The following is a 20,391-nucleotide window of genomic DNA, read 5'->3' on the forward strand; positions in this document are numbered from 1 at the left end:
GGAAACCCCGACGAAGGGAACGGGATCATGACCGACACCGGATCGCTCCTGGCGAAGGTGGTGGGGCCGGAACACATGCTCATGGAGGACCACGTTCCGGAGGAGTACGGGCACGACGAGTCGCTGGCCGTCGCGGCCCGACGGCCGAGGTACGTGGTGCGTCCCGCGGCGACCGCCGAGGTGTCGGAGATTCTGGCGGTCGCCGCCATGCAGCGGGTCCCCGTGACGGCACGGGGTTCCGGCACCGGGCTGTGCGGTGCCTGCGTGCCTGCCACGGGCGGGATCGTCGTGTCCTTCGAGCGGATGAACCACGTGGTGGAGATCGACGCCGACAACCACGTAGCGGTGGTGCAGCCGGGTGTCACCCTGGCCGAACTCGACGACCACGCAGCCGAGTTCGGGCTCTGCTACCCGGTACGCCCGGGTGAGTCGAGCGCTTCGGTCGGCGGCACCATCGCCACCAACGCCGGCGGCATGCACGCCGTCCGGCACGGCGTCACCCGCCACCACGTGCTCGGAGTCGAGGCGGTCCTCGCCTCCGGCGCGATCGTGCGCAGCGGCGGGAAGTACGTCAAGACGAGCACCGGCTACGACCTGACTCAACTGCTCGTCGGCTCCGAGGGCACCCTCGCCCTCGTCACCGAGGCGGTCCTGCGCCTGAAGCCCCGCGCCGGGCACGGCGCGACAGTGCTGGCGCCCTTCGCGACGGCCGAGGAGATCGCCCGCGCGGTACCGCGCCTGCTGGCCACGGGCCTGGATCCGCTGGCCCTGGAGTACGTCGACATGCTCACGATGGCGGCGATGACCGCCCAGCAGGATCTCGGGCTCGGCATCCCGCAACAGGTCCGCGACACGGCGCTCGCCTATCTGGTCGTGGTCCTCGAAGACCAGTCGGCCGAACGGCTCGAAGCCGATGTCGAGTCACTCGGCGGGCAGTTGCTCGAACTGGGCGCGACCGACGTCTACATGCTGCCCGCGGCAGCCGCGCGCCAGCTGATCGAGGCCCGGGAGCGGGCGTTCTGGGCCTCCAAGGCGGCCGGCGCCGACGAGATCGTGGACATCGTGGTACCCCGCGCCTCCCTGCCCCGGCTGCTCGCGGCGGCGGACGTCATCGCCAAAGACAGCGGATCGATCATCACCGGCTGTGGGCACGCGGGCGACGGCAACGTGCACCTCGCGGTCTTCCAACCGGACGAGCAGCGACGGGAGAAGGTCCTCCGACGACTGTTCCGGGCGGGCGCGGACCTCGGCGGGGCGATCTCCGGCGAGCACGGCATCGGTACGGCGAAGAAGCGGTACTTCCTGGAACTGGAGGACCCCGCCAAGGTGGAACTGATGCGCCGGATCAAGCACGCCTTCGACCCCGACGGGATCCTCAACCCCGGTGTCCTCTTCGACTGACCGCATCCACATGAAGGGCGGAAACACCGTGAACGGTGCCCATGCCGTTGCCCGCACCCTCAGGAACTCCGGCGTCGAGGTGTGCTTCGCCAACCCCGGCACCTCCGAACTGCACTTCGTCGCCGCCCTGGACGACGAGCCCACCCTGCGCGCCGTCCCGTGCCTGTTCGAAGGCGTCGCCACCGGAGCGGCCGACGGCTACGGCCGGATGACCGGCCGTCCCGCCGCCACCCTGCTGCATCTCGGCCCGGGGCTCGGCAACGGCCTGGCCAACCTTCACAACGCCCGCCGTGCCGCCACCCCGGTGGTGAACCTGGTCGGCGACCACGCGACGTCCCACAAGAAGTACGACGCGCCGCTGGAGTCGGACGTCGACGCGCTGGCGCGTACCGTCTCCGGCTGGGTCCGCCGCTGCGCCGACCCCGCCACGGTCGGCGGTGACGTGGCGGAGGCGGTGGCCGCCGCCACGGGTCATCCGGGGCAAGTGGCCACCCTCCTGCTGCCCGCCGACGTGTCCTGGTCGGACGGTGCCCAGCCCGCGCCGCCGGTCGCGCCCCCGCCACCTGCTGCCGTACCGGAACAGACCATCGCCACCGTGGCCGCGGCCCTGCACTCCGGCGAACCCGCCGCCCTGCTCCTCGGCGGCGCCGCCACCCGCGAACCGGCGCTGAGCGCGGCCGGCCGGATCGCCGCCGCGACCGGCGCCCGGCTGCTGTGCGAGACGTTCCCGGCACGCCTGGAACGCGGCGCGGGCCTGCCGACGGTGGAGCGACTCGGGTACCTCGCCGAGGGCGCGATGGCCCAACTCGACGGCGTACGGCACCTGGTGCTGGTGGGCGCCCGCGCCCCGGTGTCGTTCTTCGCCCACCCGACTCTGCCCAGTCAGTTGGTGCCGGACGGCTGCCAGGTACACACCCTCGCCACGACGGCCGACGACATCCCCGCTGCCTTGGGCGACTTGGCGGACTCCGTCGCGGCGGACGTATCGGCGGTGCTTCAGCCCGCCGCACGGCCGGCATCGCCGACCGGCGCGCTGACCGCCGAGTCCGCCGCCATGGCCGTCGGGGCGCTGCTGCCCGAGGGAGCGATCGTGGTCGACGAGGCCAACACCTCCGGCCTCTGGCTCCCCGGGGCCACGGCGGGCGCACCGCGCCACGACTGGCTCACCCTCACCGGCGGGGCCATCGGCCAGGGCCTGCCGCTCGCAGCCGGTGCGGCGATCGCCCGCCCGGACCGGCCGGTGCTGTGTCTGGAGGCCGACGGCAGCGCCATGTACACCATCTCCGCGTTGTGGACCCATGCCCGCGAAGGGCTCGACATCACCACCGTGGTCTTCGCCAACGGCTCGTACGCGATCCTCACCATGGAGTCCCAGCGACTCGGCACGCGTGCGTACGGCCCCGCCCACCGCGACCTGCTCGATCTGACCCGGCCCGGCCTCGACTTCGTCGCCCTCGCCCGGGGCATGGGTGTACCGGCGTCGCGCGCGACCACCGCCGAGGAGTTCACGGACCGGTTGCGCGAGGCCTTCGCCGAGCCGGGGCCGCATCTGATCGAGGCGGTTGTGCCGGTGTTGTTCTGAACGGTCGCCGACCGCCGGTGCACGTGTCGGCCGATGCGGCTCGCTCGTTACGATCATGGCCCTCGCTCCGCCGACCAGGGGGTCCTGTGACGAACGAAAGGCCCCACACGCCACCATGGCTCAGCGTTTGCACGATCAAGGTCCCTCTCGACTCGGCCGGTTCGGCCTGTCCCCGGAGCCGCCCGCGGTCCACGCGAAGGTGCTGCGGGACGAACTCGTGGCGGCGGCCGAGTGGGCCGCCCGGTATCTGAGCGAACTGCCGCTGGGACCGGTCGCCCGTCCCCTGCCTCCACAGGTGCGGTCCCGGCTGCGTACCGGAGGGCTGCCGCAGCGGGGCGGCGAGTTCGGTGAGGTGCTGGACTTCGTCCGCGACGAGATCGCACCGTACCCGACCGGGAACGGACACCCCGCGTTCTTCGCCTGGGTCAACTCGCCGCCCGCGCCCGCCGGGATCGTCGCCGACCTGCTGGCCTGTGCCGTCAACGCGACCTGCGGTATGGGCGAGAACGCCCTGATGGACCTGGAACGCGGCACCGTGCGCATGCTCGCCGACCTGGCGGGGCTGCCCGAGAGTGCGGGCGGGGTCCTGACAAGTGGCGGCTCAATGGCCAACCTGCTCGCCCTGGCCACCGCCCGCACCTGGTTCCTGACCCGGCGCGGCTCCGCCGACGGCCCCACCTTCGACCGCGACCACGCCCGCCTCACCCTCTACTGCAGCGACCAGGCACACATGTCCGTCGCCAAGGCGGCCACCTGCATCGGCCTGCCCGCCCACCGGCTGCGCCCCGTCGCCACCGACCCGTACGACCGCCTGGACCCCGTCGCGCTGCGCGCCGCGGTGGCCGCCGACCTGGACGCCGGCCTGCTGCCCTTCTGCACCGTCACCACGCTGGGCACCACCGCCACCGGCGCCGTGGACCCGCTCGAACCGGTCACGGAGCTGTGCCGGAGCGTGGGGATGTGGCACCACGCGGACGGAGCCTGGGGCGGACTCGGCGCCGCCGTGCCCGCCCTGGCACCCCGGTACACGGGCGTCGGTGGTGTCGATTCGCTGACCGTGGACCCGCACAAGACGCTCAGCGTGCCGGTGGGGTGCGGGGCGCTGCTCGTCCCCGACCCCGAGCACCTGCACACGGCCTTCGCCCACCAGGCCTCGTACCTCACCGCCGGTGAACCGGACGCCCTGCCCTGGCTGTCCCACGCGACGATCGAGCTGACCCGTCCCGGCACCCGCGCCCTCGGCCTGTGGGCCACCCTGCGCCACCTGGGACGCGAGGGCGTCACCGGGCTCATCGAGCACTACCTGGCCCTCGCCGGCGTGTTGCGCGAGCGGATCACCGCCGAGCCCCGGCTTCATCTGCTGGCCGGCGGGCCGTGGCCGGTCGCCTGCTTCCGGATCACCGACCCCGACGGGGGCGACCCGGACGGCCTACACACCCGCGTCGCCCGGCGCGTCCAGGACGGCGGACGGGCCTATCTCGCCACCGTCGCCGTGCACGGCCGCACCGTCCTGCGCGCCGCCCTGTGCAACTACCGCACCACCGTCGACGACCTCGACCTGCTGATCCGCGAAGTCCTCCACGCCGCCGACGCCGAGCACTCCGCCCCCGGGACCGGTCGGCCGCCGCGGCACCGATGACCGCAGGCCGAGGCGAGCACAGGCCCGCGGTCGTGGAGCTGCGACGCTCCTTGATCGACCGGAGAGACCTGTGCTCGCGCTGCCTTCCTGGCTGACCGACCGGCTCACCTGCTGTCGCTGCCTCCAGTGATGTCCATGAGGGCCGCCCGCCCCGCCTCCAGCCGTGCCGCCGGGATGCGGAACGGCGAGCAGGAGACGTAGTCCAGACCCACCCGGTGGAAGAAGTGGATGGACTCCGGGTCACCGCCGTGTTCGCCGCAGACCCCGGTCTCCAGACGGGAGTTGACGCTGCGGCCCGCCTCGACGGCCAGCTCCACGAGTCGGCCCACGCCCTCCTGGTCGATCGTGTCGAACGGCGACACGGTGAAGACGCCCTTCTCCAGGTACAGCGGGAAGAAGGAGGCCTCGGCGTCGTCGCGGGACAGGCCCCAGGTGGTCTGGGTCAGGTCGTTGGTGCCGAAGGAGAAGAAGTCGGCGTGCTCGGCGATGCGTCCCGCGGTGAGCGCGGCGCGCGGCAGCTCGATCATCGTGCCGATCGGGCAGTCGAGGGTCGTGCCGGTCTCCTCCTGGACCTCTGCGAGGACCCCTTCCGCCTCGGTGCGGGCCAGGCGCAGTTCCTCGACCGTCCCGACGAGCGGGATCATGATCTCGGCGCGTGGCCGGCCACCGGCCCGCAGCCGTTCGACCACGGCCTCGGCGATCGCCCGCACCTGCATGGCCATCAGTCCGGGTACGGCCAGGCCGAGCCGGACGCCGCGCAGGCCGAGCATCGGGTTCTGCTCGTGCATGCGCTCGACGGCGGCGAGCAGTTCGCGGTCGTGGGGGTCCGGGTGCTCGGTGCGGGCCAGGCGTACGGCCAACTCCGTGCGGTCCGGCAGGAATTCGTGCAGGGGCGGGTCGATGAGCCGGATGGTCACCGGGAGTCCGTCCATCGCCGTGAGGATGCCGGTGAAGTCCTCGCGCTGGGGGGGCAGCAGGGCGGCCAGGGCCTCCCGGCGGGCGTTGTCGTCGCGGGCCAGGATCATCGCCTCGACCAGCGCCCTGCGCTCGCCGAGGAACATGTGCTCGGTGCGGCAGAGACCGATGCCCTGCGCGCCCAGGCTGCGGGCTCGTACGGCGTCCTCGGGGGTGTCGGCGTTGGCCCGCACTTCGAGGCGTCGTACGGAGTCGGCGTGGGTGAGGGCTCCCAGGACCGCCTCCGTCAACGGGCCGCTCGCGGTGCCGGTCTCCAGCGCGCGGCCGACGTCGGACGCGGTCAGCGGGAGCGCGCCGAGGTGGACGGTGCCGGCGGTGCCGTCGACGGAGATGGTGTCGCCCTCGTGCACCAACACACCCGATTCCGTGGTGAACTGACGGGCCGTCGGGTCGACGGTGAGGGCTTCGGCACCGCAGACGCAGACCTTGCCCATGCCGCGCGCGACGACGGCGGCGTGGCTGGTCTTGCCGCCGCGGCTGGTCAGGACGGCCTGTGCGGCGATCATGCCGGGGAGGTCGTCGGGGGTGGTCTCGCGGCGGACGAGAACCGTGGCCTCGCCGGCCGCGGCGCGTCGTACCGCCTCGGCGGAGTCGAAGACCACGACGCCGACGGCCGCACCCGGGGAGGCGGGGACGCCGTGGGCGAGGGGAACGTCGGCCGGGGTGGTGTCGAAGCGCGGGAACATCAGCCGGGTCAGCTCGGTGCCGTCGACGCGGACCAGGGCCTCGTCCGCGCCGATGGTGCCCTCCTCGCGCAGGTCGTGGGCGATGCGGAACGCGGCCTCGGCGGTGCGCTTGCCGACGCGGGTCTGCAGGATCCACAGCTTGCCGCGCTCGACGGTGAACTCGACGTCGCACAGGTCGCGGTAGTGCTGCTCCAGGGTGCGCAGGTGATCGCTGAGCTGGACGTACGCGCGCGGGTTGAGCCGCTTCAGCTCGATCAGGGGCAGTGCGTCGCGGACGCCGGCGACGACGTCCTCGCCCTGCGCGTCGGGCAGGTAGTCGCCGTACATGCCGCGTTCGCCGGTGGCCGGGTCGCGGGTGAAGGTGACGCCGGTGCCGGAGTCGTCGCCGAGGTTGCCGAAGACCATCGCCTGGACGTTGACGGCGGTGCCGAGGTCCTCCGAGATGTGTTCGCGGTGGCGGTAGACGCGGGCGCGTTCGCCGTTCCAGGAGTCGAAGACCGCGCGGATCGCGCGGGTCAGCTGCTCGGCTGGGTCCTGCGGGAAGTCCTCGCCGGTCTCCTTGCGGATGATGGCCTTGAACTCCTCGGCGATCAGGGCGAGTTCGGCGGCGTCGAGGTCGTGGTCGCCGGTCACCTCACGGCGTGCCTTGTGCGCGGCGATGGCCTCCTCGAACAGGTCGCCGTCGACACCCATCACGGTGTGGCCGAACATCTGGATGAGCCGCCGGTAGGAGTCCCAGGCGAACCGCTCCTGCCCGGACGCCTTGGCGATCCCGGTGACGGACCGGTCGTTGAGGCCGATGTCGAGGATGGTCTCCATCATGCCGGGCATGGAGAAGCGGGCGCCCGATCGGACGGACACCAGCAGCGGATCGTCGGGCGCGCCGAGGGTGCGGCCCATCGTCCGTTCCAGTCCGGCCAGCGCGCGGGCCGTCTCGATGGCCAGCTCCGGCGGCTCATCGCCCGTCTTCAGGTAGACCTTGCAGGCCTCGGTGGTGACGGTGAATCCGGGCGGCACGGGCAGCCCGAGCCGGGTCATCTCGGCCAGGCCGGCGCCCTTGCCGCCCAGCAGGGCGGCCATCTCCCGGCTGCCTTCGGCGAACTCGTACACGTACTTGGTCGGCGCAGTCATCAGGACTCGGGCCTCTCACTCGTGGGGTACGACGGCCACGGGGCAGCCGACGTGATGGATGGCGGTATGGGTGACGGGGCCGATGCGCGGACCCGCCGGCCTGTCGGTGAGGTGCCGGCCGACCACGAGGAGGCCCGCCTCGGAGGCGGCCCGGAGCAGCGCGGACTGTGCCCGGCCCTCCGCGACCGTCTCGGCGACCTCGACGCCGGGGTACTTGTCGCGCCACACCTGGAGTACGGCGGACAGGAAGCCGTGCCATTCCTCGGCTAGCTGCGGGCCGCTCACCAGGGCGATCTCACCGGGGCCGAGCCCCAGTAGGGACGGCGGCTGCCAGGCGTGGACGGCACGGAGGCGGGCGCCGCGCACCCGGGCCGCCTCGAAGGCGAACTCGATCACCGCGTCGCAGGGATCGCCGAGGTCGACGCCCAGGACCACGTCCCGGTTACCGGTCAGGACGGAGGGGCGTCCGTCGCCCGCCGGAAGGTGCTCGTCGGCGGCCTTCTCGTCCGCCCGCACAAGCACCACGGGATGCGTGGCGCGGGCCACCACGCCCTGCGCGACCGAGCCCACCAGCAGCCCGGTGAACCCGCTCAGGCCGCGGGAGCCCAGCACCAGCAGCTCCGCCTCCTCGGCCGCCCTGAGCAGGGCGGCGGTCGCGGGACCCTCCACCTGCTCCTCGTACGGGCGGACCTCCGGGGCGACGGCACGGCACCTCGCCCTGGCCTGCCGCAGGACGCGGCCCGCCTGCTGCCGCTGGGCGGCCGTGACGGGTTCGCCGTCCTCCTGGCGCGGATGCCAGTTCCAGACGTGCACGAGCCGCAACGGCAGGTGGCGGCGTGCCGCCTCCCTGGCGGCCCAGTCGGCCGCGGCGAGACTCTCCGCGGAACCGTCGACTCCGGCGATGACGGGCGGAAGCATGATCCCGCACCTCCTGCGCTCGGTCAGCTCCTCCCTTCCAGGGTCGTCCCGCGCTCCGGCCGCAGGTATGGGCCGCCAGGTCTCCACCCGGGGTCCGTTCGGCCCCAGCACACGCCCGGCCCGGACCGTCATGGTGGAGGGGCCACGGACCTGGAAGGCGGCACACCATGGAACGAGTGATCATCGCCGGAGTCGACCGGTCGGCACGCAGCCGTGTCGCCGCGGACTGGGCCGCGCGCGAGGCGCTGCGGCGCGGGCTGCCGCTGCGGGTGGTGCATGTGGCGCCGCCGGAGAACCTGGACCCGGTGGAGCACTGGCCCTACCGGCCGGACGCGGTGGCGGACCACGTGGTCGCCGAACTCACCGCCCGCCATCCGTCGTTGACCGTCCGGGCGGTGAGCCTGGCCGGGGCACCCGTCCCCGAGCTGCGGGCGGCGAGCGCGCGGGCGGAACTGGTCGTGCTCGGTCTGCGCGGCGAGGGCCAGCACACCCGGATGCCCCTTGGCTCGACCGCGGCGGCCCTGGCCACCGGGTGCGCCGGGCCGCTGGTGCTCGTGCCCGGGACCCTCGCGGGGCTCGATGTGCCGGGTCACACGGACGCCGTCACCGTGGGGGTCGACGCCCGGGACCCGTCCGGCGGCGCGCTCGCCTTCGCCTTCGAGGCGGCCAGGCTGCACGGCGTCCGGCTGCACGCGGTGCACGCCTGGGCACTTCCCGCGAGCGCCGCCACCTCGCTCCTCCCGCTGTCGGAGCAGGAGCGGGCCGCCCGGGAGGACCACGAGGAGGACCTGCTGTCCGACGTGCTGCGCCCGTGGCGCGGCAAGTACCCGGACGTCGAGGTCCGGGCGGACGTGCTGCTGTTCCCGCCGGCCGAGGCCCTGGCCCACGCCTCCGAGACGTCCGGACTGGTGGTGCTCGGCCGGCACGACGCCCCGGGCACCACCGCCCTGGCCCTGCTGCGGCATGCGCGCTGCCCGGTCGCCGTTGTTCCGGCCTAGGTCGCGGCGAGGTGGGCTGGTCCGGTGCCCATCCAGGTCGCGGCGAGACGGGTCGGCCCGGCACCCACCCGAGCCACGGCAACACCGGTCGCCCTGGCGCACACCTGAGCCACGGCGAGGCGGGTCGGCCCCGGCGGATGGGTCGTTCGGCCCCTGTGGGAGCGGGCGGCGGTGGCGCACGGTGAGAGCCATGAGGACGCGTACGCGCATCGCCGTGATCGGGGTCGGGAACGAGTTCCGGCGCGACGACGGCGTGGGCTGGGCCGTGGTCGAACGGCTCCGGGAGCGGGACGAGAGCGGGCCGTCTCCACCGGACACCGTGTTCGCGACCTGCGACGGCGACCCCGGCCGGCTGATCGGGCTGTGGGAGGGCGCCGCGCTCGCCGTGGTCGTCGACGCGGCCCACGCGCACCCGGGTACTCCCGGCCGAGTCCACCGGCTCGAACTCGACGGGGGACGCCTCGACCGGCCGCAGACGACCAGTTCGCACGGGCTGGGCCTCGGCGAGGCCGTCGAACTGGCCCGCGTCCTCGGCCTCCTGCCCGACCACCTGGTGGTGTACGCCGTGGAGGGCGCCGACGGTTCGTTCGGCACCGGGCTCTCCCCCGCCGTAGAGGCCGCCGTGGATCCGCTCGTGACGGCCGTGGGGAACGAACTCGCACGGCACCGGGACGCGACGGCCGGGGGGCGGCGGTCATGATGTTGCGGCGATTCCGCGTGGACGGCACCGTCCAGGGCGTCGGCTTCCGGCCGTTCGTGTACCGCACGGCGGCCGAACTCGGTCTCGACGGCTGGGTCGCCAACGTCGACGGGCACGTGGAGGGCGAGGTCGCCGGACCGCCTCCCGCCATCGCCGAGTTCGCGGCCCGGCTGCGGACCACCGCCCCGGTCCTGGCACGGGTACGCAGAGTCCAACTGGCCGACGCCACACGGCAGTCGGCGTACCGTCCCGGCTTCCACGTCCGGCACAGCGCGCCCGCGCCCACCGGTCGCACGGCGCGCGAGGTCCCGCCGGACGCGGCGATCTGCGCGGCCTGTCTGCACGAACTGCGCGATCCCACGGACCGCCGGCACCGCTACCCCTTCATCAACTGCACGGACTGCGGGCCACGCGCCACGATCATCGAGGACCTGCCGTACGACCGGATCCGCACGACCATGAACCGCTTCCCGATGTGCCCGGTCTGTGCGGCCGAGTACGCCGACCCCGGCGACCGGCGCTTCCACGCCGAGCCCATCGCCTGTCCGGTGTGCGGTCCCGAGCTGGCCTGGGAGGAACTGCGCGGTGAGGCGGCCCTGCGGTCGGCGGTGAAGACCGTCGCCGGGGGCGGGATCGTCGCGCTGAAGGGGCTCGGCGGCTACCAACTGGTGTGCGACGCGGGCGATCCGGCGGCCGTGGCGGAGCTGCGGCGGCGCAAGCACCGCCCGGCGAAGCCGTTCGCCGTCATGGTCGGGGACCTCGGCGCGGCGGCCCGGCTGGCGCGGATCGGCGCCACCGAGCGGGGCGTCCTGACCTCTCCGGAACGCCCGGTGGTCCTGCTCGCCCGCCGCGAGCGGCACGGTGCCGACCCGCTCGCGCCCGAGGTGCATCCCGGCCTCCACCACATCGGCCTGTTCCTGCCCACCACCGGCCTGCACCACCTCCTGCTCGACGAGCTGAACCGGCCCCTCGTGGTCACCAGCGGCAACCTCGGCGACCAGCCGATCGCCATCGGGGACGACGAGGCCCGGCGCGCCCTGGCCCGCGTCGCCGACGGCTTCCTCACCCACGACCGGCCGATCCGAAGCCGCTACGACGACTCGGTGGTGCAGTGCGCCGGCCGCACCCTGATCACGGTCCGCCGGGCCCGCGGCCTGGCCCCCTCCCCGCTGCCGCTGAACGCGCGCGAACCGGTCGCGGGGGTCGGCGCCCAGCTGAAGCACACGTTCACGCTGGCCGCCGACGGCCAGGCCCATCTCGGGCCGCACACGGGCGACTTGGCGGACGTGGCCACCCACGAGGCGTTCCTGGCGTCGTACGAGCACCTCAAGCGGCTCACCGGTATCGAGCCGGTCGCCCTCGCGCACGATCTGCATCCCGGTTATCTGTCCACGCAGTGGGCCGAGGCCCAGCAGGTGCGCCGCGTCCCCGTCCAGCACCATCACGCGCATGTCGCGGCCTGTGCGGCCGAGCACGGGGTGCGGGGTCCGTTCCTCGGGGTCGCCTACGACGGCCTCGGGCTCGGCGACGACGGAACGCTGTGGGGCGGCGAGATCCTCGTCGCCTCTCTGAGCGGCTACCGCCGCGTGGGCAGGTTCGCGACCGCGCCCCTGCCCGGCGGCGACGCGGCGGTACGCCGTCCCGCCCGCACGGCCCTCGGCCGGCTCCTCGGCGGGGAGACGCTGGGCTCCCCGCTCCCCTACCCATGGCTCACGCGGTCCTTCACCGACCGGCTCGATCCGGCGGAGGTGGACATCGTGCGCGCCATGGTCGCCCGGGACGTCAACTGCCCGCTCACGTCCAGCGCCGGACGCCTCTTCGACACGGTCGCCGCGCTGCTCGGCCTCTGCGACCGGGTGAGCTACGAGGGCGAGGCGGCCGTCCTCCTCGAAGCGGCGGCGGGCGACGAGCACGCCGTACCGCTCGCCCACCGTGTCGTACGGGCGCAGGGCCTGTGGGTGTACGACCCCGCGCCCACCCTCACCGACCTGCTGGAACGGCAGGCCGACGGGGAGCCCGTGGCCCGGCTGGCCGCGGCTTTCCATGTGACGCTCGGGCTGGTCACCGCGGAGCTGGTGGCACGGGCGGTGGCCGAGGGCGCGCCGCACACCGTCTGCCTCGGCGGCGGCTGCTTCGTCAACCGGCGGCTGCTGACCGAGGTGAAACGCCGGCTGCACGCGCAGGGCCTGCGGGTGCTGGTCGGCGGCCAGGTCCCCGTCGGGGACGGCGGAATCAGCTACGGCCAGGCGGCGGTCGCGGCCGCGCGGCTGGCCGGGGAGAGGTGAACGCGCATGTGCCTGGGCATACCGGGACGGATTCTGGAGATCCACGACGACGCGGGACTGCGGATGTCCACGGTCGACTTCGGCGGCATCCGGCGCGAGGTCTGCCTCAGCTGTACGCCCGAGGCGGAGGTCGGGTCGTACGTCATCGTGCATGTCGGCTTCGCGATCACGCAGGTCGACGAGGTGGAGGCGCGGCGCACGCTCGATGTGTTGCGGGCGATGGCGGGGGCGGTGGAGGGGGAGCTGGGGGAGCCGCTTCCGTAACGCACGGCTGGGTGCGGCTGGGGAACTCCGGGTCGTTTCGAGGCTGCGGGCCGTCTGTGGCTGGTCGCGCAGTTCCCCGCGCCCCTTGGGCGGCGCTGCGCGCCAGCGTGCAGACGGGACCACGCGGGTCGTCTCGAAGCCGCGGGCCGTCCGTGGCCGGGCGCGCAGTTCCCCGCGCCCCTTCGGGAGCACTGCGCGCCCGCCTGCAGACGGGAAACCACAGGCCGGTTCGAAACCGCAGGCCATCCGTGGCTGATCGCGCCGTTCCCCGCGCCCCTCAGACGGCACCGCGCGCCAGCGCCCAGACGGGAAACCACAGGCCGGTTCGAAACCGCAGGCCGTCCGTAGCTGGGCGCGCAGACCAGGAGACCACCGGTCGCCTCTGAGCCGCAGGCCGTCCATGACCGGGCGTGCCGTTCGGCACGTCTCTTTCGGTTGATCCGGTCGGCTGGTGCGGCAGGGCCGGTTGGCCCCTGCCGTGGGGGCCCTTTCGCGTCGGAAGCTGAAGGTGGAGAAGCGCGATCCACCCAGTACGAGGAGGACCGACATGACCGCCCCCGCAGCCCCGGCCGCCGTACTCGACCGGCACGGTCTGGACGCACTGGTCGCGGCACTTGTGGCTCAGGGACGCACCGTCGTCGGGCCGACCGTCCGGGACGGTGCGATCGTGCTGTCAGAGCTGGACTCTGCGGACGCGCTCCCCTACGGCTGGGGCGTCGAACTGGACGCCGGGCGCTACCGGTTGGTCCGCCGTGAGGACGGGGCCGCCTTCGCGCACAGTGCGGGGCCGCAGTCCTGGAAGTCGTATCTGCATCCGGCGCGCGAGCGGCTGTGGAGTGCCGACCGGACGCCGGAGGGGCGGGTGGTCTTCACCGAGCACGCGCCCGAGCCGCCGGCGTACGCGTTCCTCGGGGTCCGGCCCTGCGATCTGCGGGCCATCGCGATCCAGGACCGGGTGCTGACCGGCGGGCGGTACGAGGACAGCGGGTACGGGAAGCGTCGGCGGCGGGCGCTGCTGATCGCCGCCGAGTGCACCGAACCGGGCGCTACCTGCTTCTGCGTGTCCATGGGCGGCGGGCCCGCGGCCGATCCCGGCTACGACCTCGCGCTGACCGAGGTGATCGACGAGGACGGTCATCGGTTCCTGGTGCGTGTCGGGAGCGAGGAGGGGGCCCGGCTGATCGAGCAAGTCCCGCATCGCGCGGCCGACTCGGGGACCGAGACCACTGCCCGCGTATCTGTGGACGCGGCCCGCGACCGTATGGGCCGCTCGATGCCGCCGGTCGACCTGCGGACGCTGATGAGCGGGAGCCTGGACGCCGAGCGCTGGAACGACGTCGCCGAGCGCTGTCTGACCTGCGGCAACTGCACGATGGTGTGCCCCACCTGCTTCTGCACCACCACGGAGGAGGTCACCGACCTGACCGGTGACCACACCGAGCGCTGGCAGCGCTGGGACTCCTGCTTCGACCTGGACTTCTCGTATCTGCACGGCGGGCCGGTCCGCTCCACGCCCCGCAGCCGCTACCGGCAGTGGCTGACCCACAAACTCTCCACCTGGCACGACCAGTTCGACACCTCCGGCTGTGTGGGCTGCGGGCGCTGCATCGCCTGGTGCCCGGCCGGTATCGACATCACGGAGGAAGTCGCCGCGCTGGACGCCGAACACGGAACGGAGACGGACTGATGCCTCCCTCGATCGCTCTCCGGATGAACCACGCGCTGCCCCCGGACCACCGAGAACGGCTCCTGCGCCTCGGCCGCGACGTCACCTTCGCACCGGGTACCCGGCTGTTCGAGGAGGGCGGGCACGCGAACCGGTTCTGGATCATCCGGGACGGTACCGCCGCGCTCGACATGCATGTGCCCGGTCGCCGGCCGCCGGTCGTCGAGACGCTCGGGATCGGGGATCTCGTCGGCTGGTCCTGGCTGTACGAGCCGTACGTCTGGCAGTTGGGCGCCGCGACGGTGACCCAGCTGCGGGCCTACGAGTTCGACGCGGTCGCCGTCCGGCTGATGTGCCTGGACGACCCGGCCTTCGGGCAGGCCGTCGAGCACTGGGTCGGCCGGGTGCTGGCCCACCGGCTGAACGCGGCCCGCGCCCGGCTGGTCGACCTGTACGGGACGTACGAGACGAAGGAACCGCGATGACCGCCGTACCGGTCCCCCATCGCGTGGTCGCCCGCCGGCAGGAGACCGGCGACACGGTGACCCTGCGGCTCGAACCGGTGGACGGCGCGCTGCCCGACTTCGTGCCGGGGCAGTTCGCGATGGTGCACTGCTTCGGGCGCGGCGAGATCCCCGTCTCGGTGAGTTCCGTGCAGGCCACGGGAGGTCTCGCGCACACGATCCGCTCCGTGGGCGCGGTCTCCGACGGACTCTGTGCGGCCCGGGTCGGCGATGTCGTCGGTATTCGTGGTCCGTACGGCACGAGTTGGGAGCTGGAGCGGGCGCGCGGCCGGGACGTGCTGGTCGTGGCGGGCGGGATCGGGCTCGCCCCGTTGCGGCCGCTGATCCTGAGCGCACTGGCCGAGCCGGAGGCGTACCGCCGTATCAACGTGCTGATCGGGGCCCGCACCCCGGATGACCTGATCGGCCGGAAGGAGATCGAGAGCTGGGCCACGGCGTACACCGGCGTGATGGTCGACCAGCCCGACGCGGAGTGGCGCGGGGACATCGGTGTGGTCACCCAGTTGCTGGGGCGGGCACACTTCGATCCGGAGGACACGACGGCGTTCGTCTGCGGTCCGGAGCCGATGATCCGTGCCACCGCCCGTGAACTCGCCCATCGTGGTGTGGCGCGGGACCGCGTCCGGGTCTCGCTGGAACGCAACATGCGCTGTGCGACCGGCCATTGCGGGCACTGCCAGCTCGGTCCGCTGCTGGTGTGCCAGGCCGGTGCGGTCGTCGGCTGGGACCTCGCCGAACCCCTTTTGTCCATTAGGGAGTTGTGAGATGGCACCCAAACTCGCGGTGTTCAAGCTGGCCTCCTGCGACGGCTGTCAGCTCACCCTGCTGGACTGCGAGGACGAACTCCTGGCGCTGGCGGGCAAGGTGGAGATCGCGCACTTCCCGGAGGCGTCCAGCACGATGGCGCCCGGACCCTACGACCTGTCCCTCGTCGAGGGCTCGGTCACCACACCGGAGGACGCCGAGCGGATTCACAGGATCCGGGCGGACTCCCGCCATCTGGTGACCATCGGGGCGTGCGCCACCGCCGGCGGCATCCAGGCGTTGCGCAACTTCGCCGACGTGGACGAGTACCGGCGCACGGTCTACGCGCACCCCGAGTACATCTCCACGCTGGCCACCTCCACCCCCGTCTCGGCCCATGTGGACGTCGACTTCGAACTGCGCGGCTGCCCGGTCGACCGGCGGCAGCTCATCGAGGTGATCACCGCGTTCCTGGCCGGCCGCAAGCCCGACGTCCCGGACCACAGCGTGTGCTTCGAGTGCAAGCGGCGCGGGACGGTCTGCGTGACCGTCGCCCACGGAACTCCGTGCCTCGGCCCGGTCACGCACGCCGGGTGCGGTGCGCTGTGCCCGGCCTACCATCGCGGCTGCTTCGGCTGCTTCGGCCCGGCCGGCACGGTGAACCTGCCCGCGCTGATCCCGGTGCTGCGCCGCGACGGCCTCGACGAGGACGCCGTGGTGCGGTTCCTGCACACCTTCAACGCCCCTGCTTTCGACAAGGAGTTGGGAAAGTGACGCACCGTGGATCCCGTGTGCTGCACGTCGGCTCGCTGTCGCGGGTCGAGGGCGAGGGGGCGCTCAGCCTCCATGTGCACGACGGCACGGTCACCGGCGCGCGGCTGGAGATCTACGAGCCGCCGCGCTTCTTCGAGGCCTTCCTGCGCGGCCGTTCCTACACCGAGCCGCCGGACATCACCGCCCGGGTGTGCGGGATCTGCCCGGTGGCCTACCAGATGAGCGCCTGCGCGGCGATCGAGGACGCCTGCGGGGTGAGCGTCGACCCGGTGATCCGCGACCTGCGCCGGCTGCTGTACTGCGGCGAGTGGATCGAGAGCCAGGCCCTGCACATCTACCTCCTGCACGCCCCGGACTTCCTGGGCCGACCGAGCGCGATCGACCTGGCGCGTACGCATCGCGCCGAGGTCGAGCGGGGGTTGCGTCTGAAGAAGGCCGGCAACTCGTTGATGGAGCTGCTCGGCGGGCGGGCCGTGCACCCGGTCAACGTGCGCCTCGGCGGCTTCCACCGGGCTCCGGCGCGCACCGAACTGCGGTCGCTGACCGAGGAGTTGAAGCAGGCGCTCGACGACGCGTGGGAGACCGTGCGCTGGGTCGCGGGCTTCGAGTTCCCGGACGCGAGCGTCGAGGCCGACCTGCTCGCCCTGGCGGAACCGGACACGTACGCCATCGAGGGCGGCACCCCGACCGTCCTGCGCGCCGACGGCACCACCTCCTCCTTCCCGGTACGGGAGTTCACCGAGCACGTCGTCGAGACCCATGTCGCGCACTCCACCGCCCTGCACTCGCGGCTCGACGGGCGCCTGCATCTCACCGGCTCCCTCGCCCGGTTCGCGGTCAGCGGGCGGCTGCTGTCGCCGGTGGCGCGGGAGGCGGCGATCGAGGCGGGGCTGGGCGATCCGCGCGAGGGGGCCGTGTGCCGCAATCCGTACCGGTCCATCCTGGTCCGCGCGGTGGAGACGGTGTACGCCCTCACCGAGGCGCTGCGCATCATCGACGGCTACGAGCCGCCCGCGCACCCCTACACGGAGGTGCCGCCGGTCGCCGGTGTCGGGCACGGCGCCACCGAGGCCCCGCGCGGGCTGCTCTACCACCGCTACGAACTCGACGCCGACGGCATCGTGCGCAGCGCGCTGCTGGTGCCGCCGACCGCGCAGAACCAGGGTGCGATCGAGGACGACCTGCGCCGCCTGGCCCAGCACGCGATCCGCGAACACGACCCGGACGACGACGAGTTGACGGCCCTGTGCGAGCGGGCAATCCGCAACCACGACCCGTGCATCTCGTGCTCCACCCACTTCCTCGACCTGACCGTCGTCCGAACCTCGGACACAACCTCGGGAGGCTGTGATGTCTGAATCCCCGTACACCGTGAGCGATGTGATGACCCACACCGCCGTCGCCATCGGCAGTGAGGCGCCCTTCAAGGAGATCGTCGAGCTGCTCGACCAGTGGAAGGTCAGCGCCGTGCCGGTGCTGGCGGGCGAGGGACGGGTCGTCGGTGTGGTGTCCGAGGCGGATCTGCTGGCCAAGGAGGAGTACCGGGGCGCTGTCGAGGGCGACACGCCGATACCCGCCAAGGCGGGCGCCGTGACCGCGGGCGAGCTGATGAGCGCCCCGGCGGTGACCGTGCACGCGGACGCCACGCTCGCCGAGGCCGCCCGCATCATGGCCCGGCGGCACGTCAAGCGGCTGCCCGTGGTGGACGCGGTCGGTTTCCTCCAGGGTGTCGTCAGCCGCAGCGATCTGCTGAAGGTGTTCCTGCGGGGCGACGAGGAGATCGCCGAGGAGATCCGGCACCACGTGCTCGGCCGCCTCCCCGTCACCACCGACCTGACGGTGAGTGTCACCGAGGGCGTGGTCACGCTCGGCGGTGTCCTGACCGACCGGTCGCTCGTGCCCGTGGTGGCCCGGGCGGTGCGGGCCGTGGAGGGGGTCGTCGACATCCGGCTCGACCTCACCCACCGATGAAGTACCTGGACGAGTACCGGGACCCGGTGCTCGCCCGGCGGCTGCTGGACGAGCTGCGGCGGACAGCCACGCGACCCTGGCGGATCATGGAGGTGTGCGGCGGCCAGACCCACACCCTGGTCCGCCAGGGCATCGACGAACTGCTGCCCGCCGGCATGCGGATGATCCACGGTCCGGGCTGCCCGGTCTGCGTCACCCCGCTGGAGACCCTGGACCGGGCCATGGCCGTCGCGGCCCGCCCCGGCGTGATCCTCACCAGCTTCGGCGACATGCTCCGGGTGCCCGGCACGGACACCGACCTGCTGTCGCTGCGGGCGCGCGGCGCGGACGTCCGGGTGGTCTACGCCCCGATGGACGCCGTACGCCTGGCCGCCGAACACCCCGACCGCGAGGTCGTGTTCCTCGCCGTCGGCTTCGAGACGACGGCGCCCGCGAACGCGATGGCGGTGCTGCACGCGGCCCGCCTCGGGCTGGCCAACTTCTCGATGCTGGTCAGTCACGTCCTCGTGCCGCCGGCCATGACTGCGCTGCTCGACGACCCCGACTGCGAGGTGCAGGCCTTCCTGGCCGCCGGGCACGTGTGCGCGGTGATGGGCTGGCACGAGTACGAGCCGATCGCCAACCGGTATCAAGTCCCCATCGTGGTCACCGGGTTCGAGCCGCTGGACCTGCTGGAGGGCATCCTCATGGCCGTACGGCAGCTGGAATCGGGCCGGTACGAGGTGGAGAACCAGTACGTGCGGGCCGTGCGGCGGGCCGGGAACACGGCGGCGCAGGACGCGGTCCGCCAGGTGTTCCGGGTGACCGACCGGGCCTGGCGCGGGATCGGCGAGCTGCCCGACAGCGGGCTCGAACTCGCCGCGGAGTACCGGGAGTTCGACGCCGCCAGGCGTTTCGACGTGGGCGGGCTGTGCCCGGTCGAGGACGCCGAGTGCATCGCGGGGTCCATCCTCACCGGGGCCCGGCTGCCCACCGACTGCGCCGCGTACGGGACCCGTTGCACACCCCGTCATCCCCTCGGCGCGCCCATGGTGTCGTCCGAGGGCACCTGTGCCGCCTTCCACGCGGCCGGACGCACGCCCACGAGGAGTACGGCATGAACATCCAATGCCCCACCCCGGCCCACGAGGACGAGGTCGTCCTGCTGGGCCACGGCGCCGGCGGACGGCTCACCGAGGAGCTGCTCGACCGGCTGGTGCTGCCCGCCGTCGGCGGCGGCCCGGGACCGCTGGAGGACGCGGCGCTGCTGCCCGGACACCCCGGACTGGTGATGAGCACGGACAGTTTCGTCGTCAGCCCGCTGTTCTTCCCCGGCGGGGACATCGGGTCCCTCGCCGTGCACGGCACGGTCAACGACCTGGCGATGCGGGGCGCGTGGCCGCTCGCGCTGTCGGTCTCCCTGATCGTCGAGGAGGGGCTGCCGTTGGCCGAACTCCGGGCCGTCATGGAGTCGTTGGGCAAGGCCGCCCAGGACGTCGGCGTGCCCGTGATCACCGGGGACACCAAGGTCGTGGGGCGGGGCGCGGCGGACCGGCTGTTCATCAACACCACCGGCGTCGGGCAACGGCACGAACTCCTCACCCCGTCCGCCGCGTTGGCACGCCCGGGTGACGCCGTCCTGCTGTCGGGGCCGATCGGGCTGCACGGCACGACCGTGCTCAGCACCCGCGAGGGCCTCGGTTTCGAGGGGGACATCGCCTCCGACTCCCGGCCGCTGCACCGGCTGGTGCGGGCCCTGGCTCCGCTGGGCGGTGCCGTGCACGTGCTGCGCGACCCGACGCGGGGCGGGCTGGCCGCCTCGCTCAACGAGATCGCCCGCGACTCGTGCGCCGCCGTGGAGATCGAGGAGAGCGCGGTTCCGGTGCCGGAGGCGGTCGCCTCGGCCTGCGACCTGCTCGGCCTGGACCCTATGGTCGTCGCCAACGAGGGCTGTCTCGTCGCCTTCGTGGACGCGGGCGCGGCGGAGGACGCCCTCGCCGCGATGCGATCGGTGGCCGAGGGGGCGCGGGCCGTGCGGATCGGCGAGGTGCTGCGGGAGGGATCGCCAGGGCGGGTGACGCTGCGGACCCTGGTCGGTGCCCGGCGCATCGTGGAGATGCCGCTCGGCGAGCAACTCCCGCGCATCTGCTGACC

17 protein-coding genes are annotated in these 20,391 nt (G+C 73.1%); 15 read left to right on the forward strand and 2 right to left on the reverse strand.

Annotation, left to right across the window (positions count from 1 at the left end; translation table 11 throughout):
• The first annotated feature begins 27 nt into the window (after positions 1–27).
• The 3 genes from ACIBJH_RS45165 (at position 28) to ACIBJH_RS45175 (ending at position 4,622) form a co-directional block, all read left to right on the forward strand.
• Positions 28–1,401 carry an FAD-binding oxidoreductase gene (locus ACIBJH_RS45165; protein ID WP_399122818.1) on the forward strand — a complete coding sequence of 458 codons (1,374 nt, stop codon included), beginning with the start codon at positions 28–30 and terminating at the stop codon, positions 1,399–1,401.
• Complete coding sequence (locus tag ACIBJH_RS45170) at positions 1,385–2,983, forward strand: acetolactate synthase large subunit (RefSeq protein ID WP_399122819.1); 1,599 nt, start codon at positions 1,385–1,387, stop codon at positions 2,981–2,983. Before ACIBJH_RS45165 ends, ACIBJH_RS45170 begins: the two co-directional genes overlap by 17 nt.
• A gap of 115 nt (positions 2,984–3,098) precedes the next feature.
• Positions 3,099–4,622 carry a pyridoxal phosphate-dependent decarboxylase family protein gene (locus tag ACIBJH_RS45175; protein WP_399122820.1) on the forward strand — a complete coding sequence of 508 codons (1,524 nt, stop codon included), beginning with the start codon at positions 3,099–3,101 and terminating at the stop codon, positions 4,620–4,622.
• 104 nt (positions 4,623–4,726) lie between these two features.
• Here the strand turns inward: ACIBJH_RS45175 and ppdK are convergent, their stop codons facing one another.
• Together ppdK and ACIBJH_RS45185 are read right to left on the reverse strand one after the other, a co-directional pair.
• The gene (gene ppdK / locus ACIBJH_RS45180) at positions 4,727–7,414 is read right to left on the reverse strand and encodes a pyruvate, phosphate dikinase (RefSeq protein WP_399122821.1); all 2,688 of its coding nucleotides are present in this window, start codon (positions 7,412–7,414) and stop codon (positions 4,727–4,729) included.
• A gap of 15 nt (positions 7,415–7,429) precedes the next feature.
• The gene (locus tag ACIBJH_RS45185) at positions 7,430–8,332 is read right to left on the reverse strand and encodes a universal stress protein (protein ID WP_399122822.1); all 903 of its coding nucleotides are present in this window, start codon (positions 8,330–8,332) and stop codon (positions 7,430–7,432) included.
• 167 nt (positions 8,333–8,499) lie between these two features.
• On the opposite strand from ACIBJH_RS45185, the gene ACIBJH_RS45190 reads away from it, so the two are divergent.
• From ACIBJH_RS45190 to hypE, 12 genes are all read left to right on the forward strand, one after another.
• The gene (locus tag ACIBJH_RS45190) at positions 8,500–9,330 is read left to right on the forward strand and encodes a universal stress protein (RefSeq protein ID WP_399122823.1); all 831 of its coding nucleotides are present in this window, start codon (positions 8,500–8,502) and stop codon (positions 9,328–9,330) included.
• Positions 9,331–9,520: 190 nt separating this feature from the next.
• Complete coding sequence (locus ACIBJH_RS45195) at positions 9,521–10,030, forward strand: hydrogenase maturation protease (protein ID WP_399122824.1); 510 nt, start codon at positions 9,521–9,523, stop codon at positions 10,028–10,030.
• A complete protein-coding gene (gene hypF, locus ACIBJH_RS45200) occupies positions 10,027–12,315 on the forward strand; it encodes a carbamoyltransferase HypF (RefSeq protein WP_399122825.1) in 2,289 nt (762 codons plus the stop codon). Before ACIBJH_RS45195 ends, hypF begins: the two co-directional genes overlap by 4 nt.
• A 6-nt stretch (positions 12,316–12,321) precedes the next feature.
• The gene (locus ACIBJH_RS45205) at positions 12,322–12,579 is read left to right on the forward strand and encodes a HypC/HybG/HupF family hydrogenase formation chaperone (protein ID WP_399122826.1); all 258 of its coding nucleotides are present in this window, start codon (positions 12,322–12,324) and stop codon (positions 12,577–12,579) included.
• Positions 12,580–13,126: 547 nt separating this feature from the next.
• Entirely contained in the window at positions 13,127–14,266 is a 1,140-nt protein-coding gene (locus ACIBJH_RS45210) for a 4Fe-4S dicluster domain-containing protein (protein ID WP_399122827.1), read from the forward strand.
• The gene (locus tag ACIBJH_RS45215; protein WP_399122828.1) at positions 14,266–14,730 is read left to right on the forward strand and encodes a Crp/Fnr family transcriptional regulator; all 465 of its coding nucleotides are present in this window, start codon (positions 14,266–14,268) and stop codon (positions 14,728–14,730) included. The genes ACIBJH_RS45210 and ACIBJH_RS45215 overlap by 1 nt, the downstream gene beginning before the upstream one ends.
• On the forward strand, positions 14,727–15,533 hold the full coding sequence (locus ACIBJH_RS45220; RefSeq protein WP_399122829.1) for an FAD/NAD(P)-binding protein: 807 nt from the start codon (positions 14,727–14,729) through the stop codon (positions 15,531–15,533). The genes ACIBJH_RS45215 and ACIBJH_RS45220 overlap by 4 nt, the downstream gene beginning before the upstream one ends.
• A 1-nt stretch (position 15,534) precedes the next feature.
• A complete protein-coding gene (locus ACIBJH_RS45225; RefSeq protein ID WP_399122830.1) occupies positions 15,535–16,287 on the forward strand; it encodes an oxidoreductase in 753 nt (250 codons plus the stop codon).
• Positions 16,284–17,645 carry a Ni/Fe hydrogenase subunit alpha gene (locus ACIBJH_RS45230; RefSeq protein ID WP_399122831.1) on the forward strand — a complete coding sequence of 454 codons (1,362 nt, stop codon included), beginning with the start codon at positions 16,284–16,286 and terminating at the stop codon, positions 17,643–17,645. Before ACIBJH_RS45225 ends, ACIBJH_RS45230 begins: the two co-directional genes overlap by 4 nt.
• The gene (locus ACIBJH_RS45235; protein ID WP_399122832.1) at positions 17,638–18,258 is read left to right on the forward strand and encodes a CBS domain-containing protein; all 621 of its coding nucleotides are present in this window, start codon (positions 17,638–17,640) and stop codon (positions 18,256–18,258) included. The genes ACIBJH_RS45230 and ACIBJH_RS45235 overlap by 8 nt, the downstream gene beginning before the upstream one ends.
• The gene (gene hypD, locus ACIBJH_RS45240) at positions 18,255–19,358 is read left to right on the forward strand and encodes a hydrogenase formation protein HypD (protein ID WP_399122834.1); all 1,104 of its coding nucleotides are present in this window, start codon (positions 18,255–18,257) and stop codon (positions 19,356–19,358) included. Before ACIBJH_RS45235 ends, hypD begins: the two co-directional genes overlap by 4 nt.
• Positions 19,355–20,389 carry a hydrogenase expression/formation protein HypE gene (gene hypE / locus ACIBJH_RS45245; RefSeq protein WP_399122836.1) on the forward strand — a complete coding sequence of 345 codons (1,035 nt, stop codon included), beginning with the start codon at positions 19,355–19,357 and terminating at the stop codon, positions 20,387–20,389. The genes hypD and hypE overlap by 4 nt, the downstream gene beginning before the upstream one ends.
• Positions 20,390–20,391: the final 2 nt, after the last annotated feature.

This window comes from Streptomyces sp. NPDC050548 (assembly GCF_044457385.1).
In the GTDB taxonomy this organism is placed as follows: domain Bacteria; phylum Actinomycetota; class Actinomycetes; order Streptomycetales; family Streptomycetaceae; genus Streptomyces.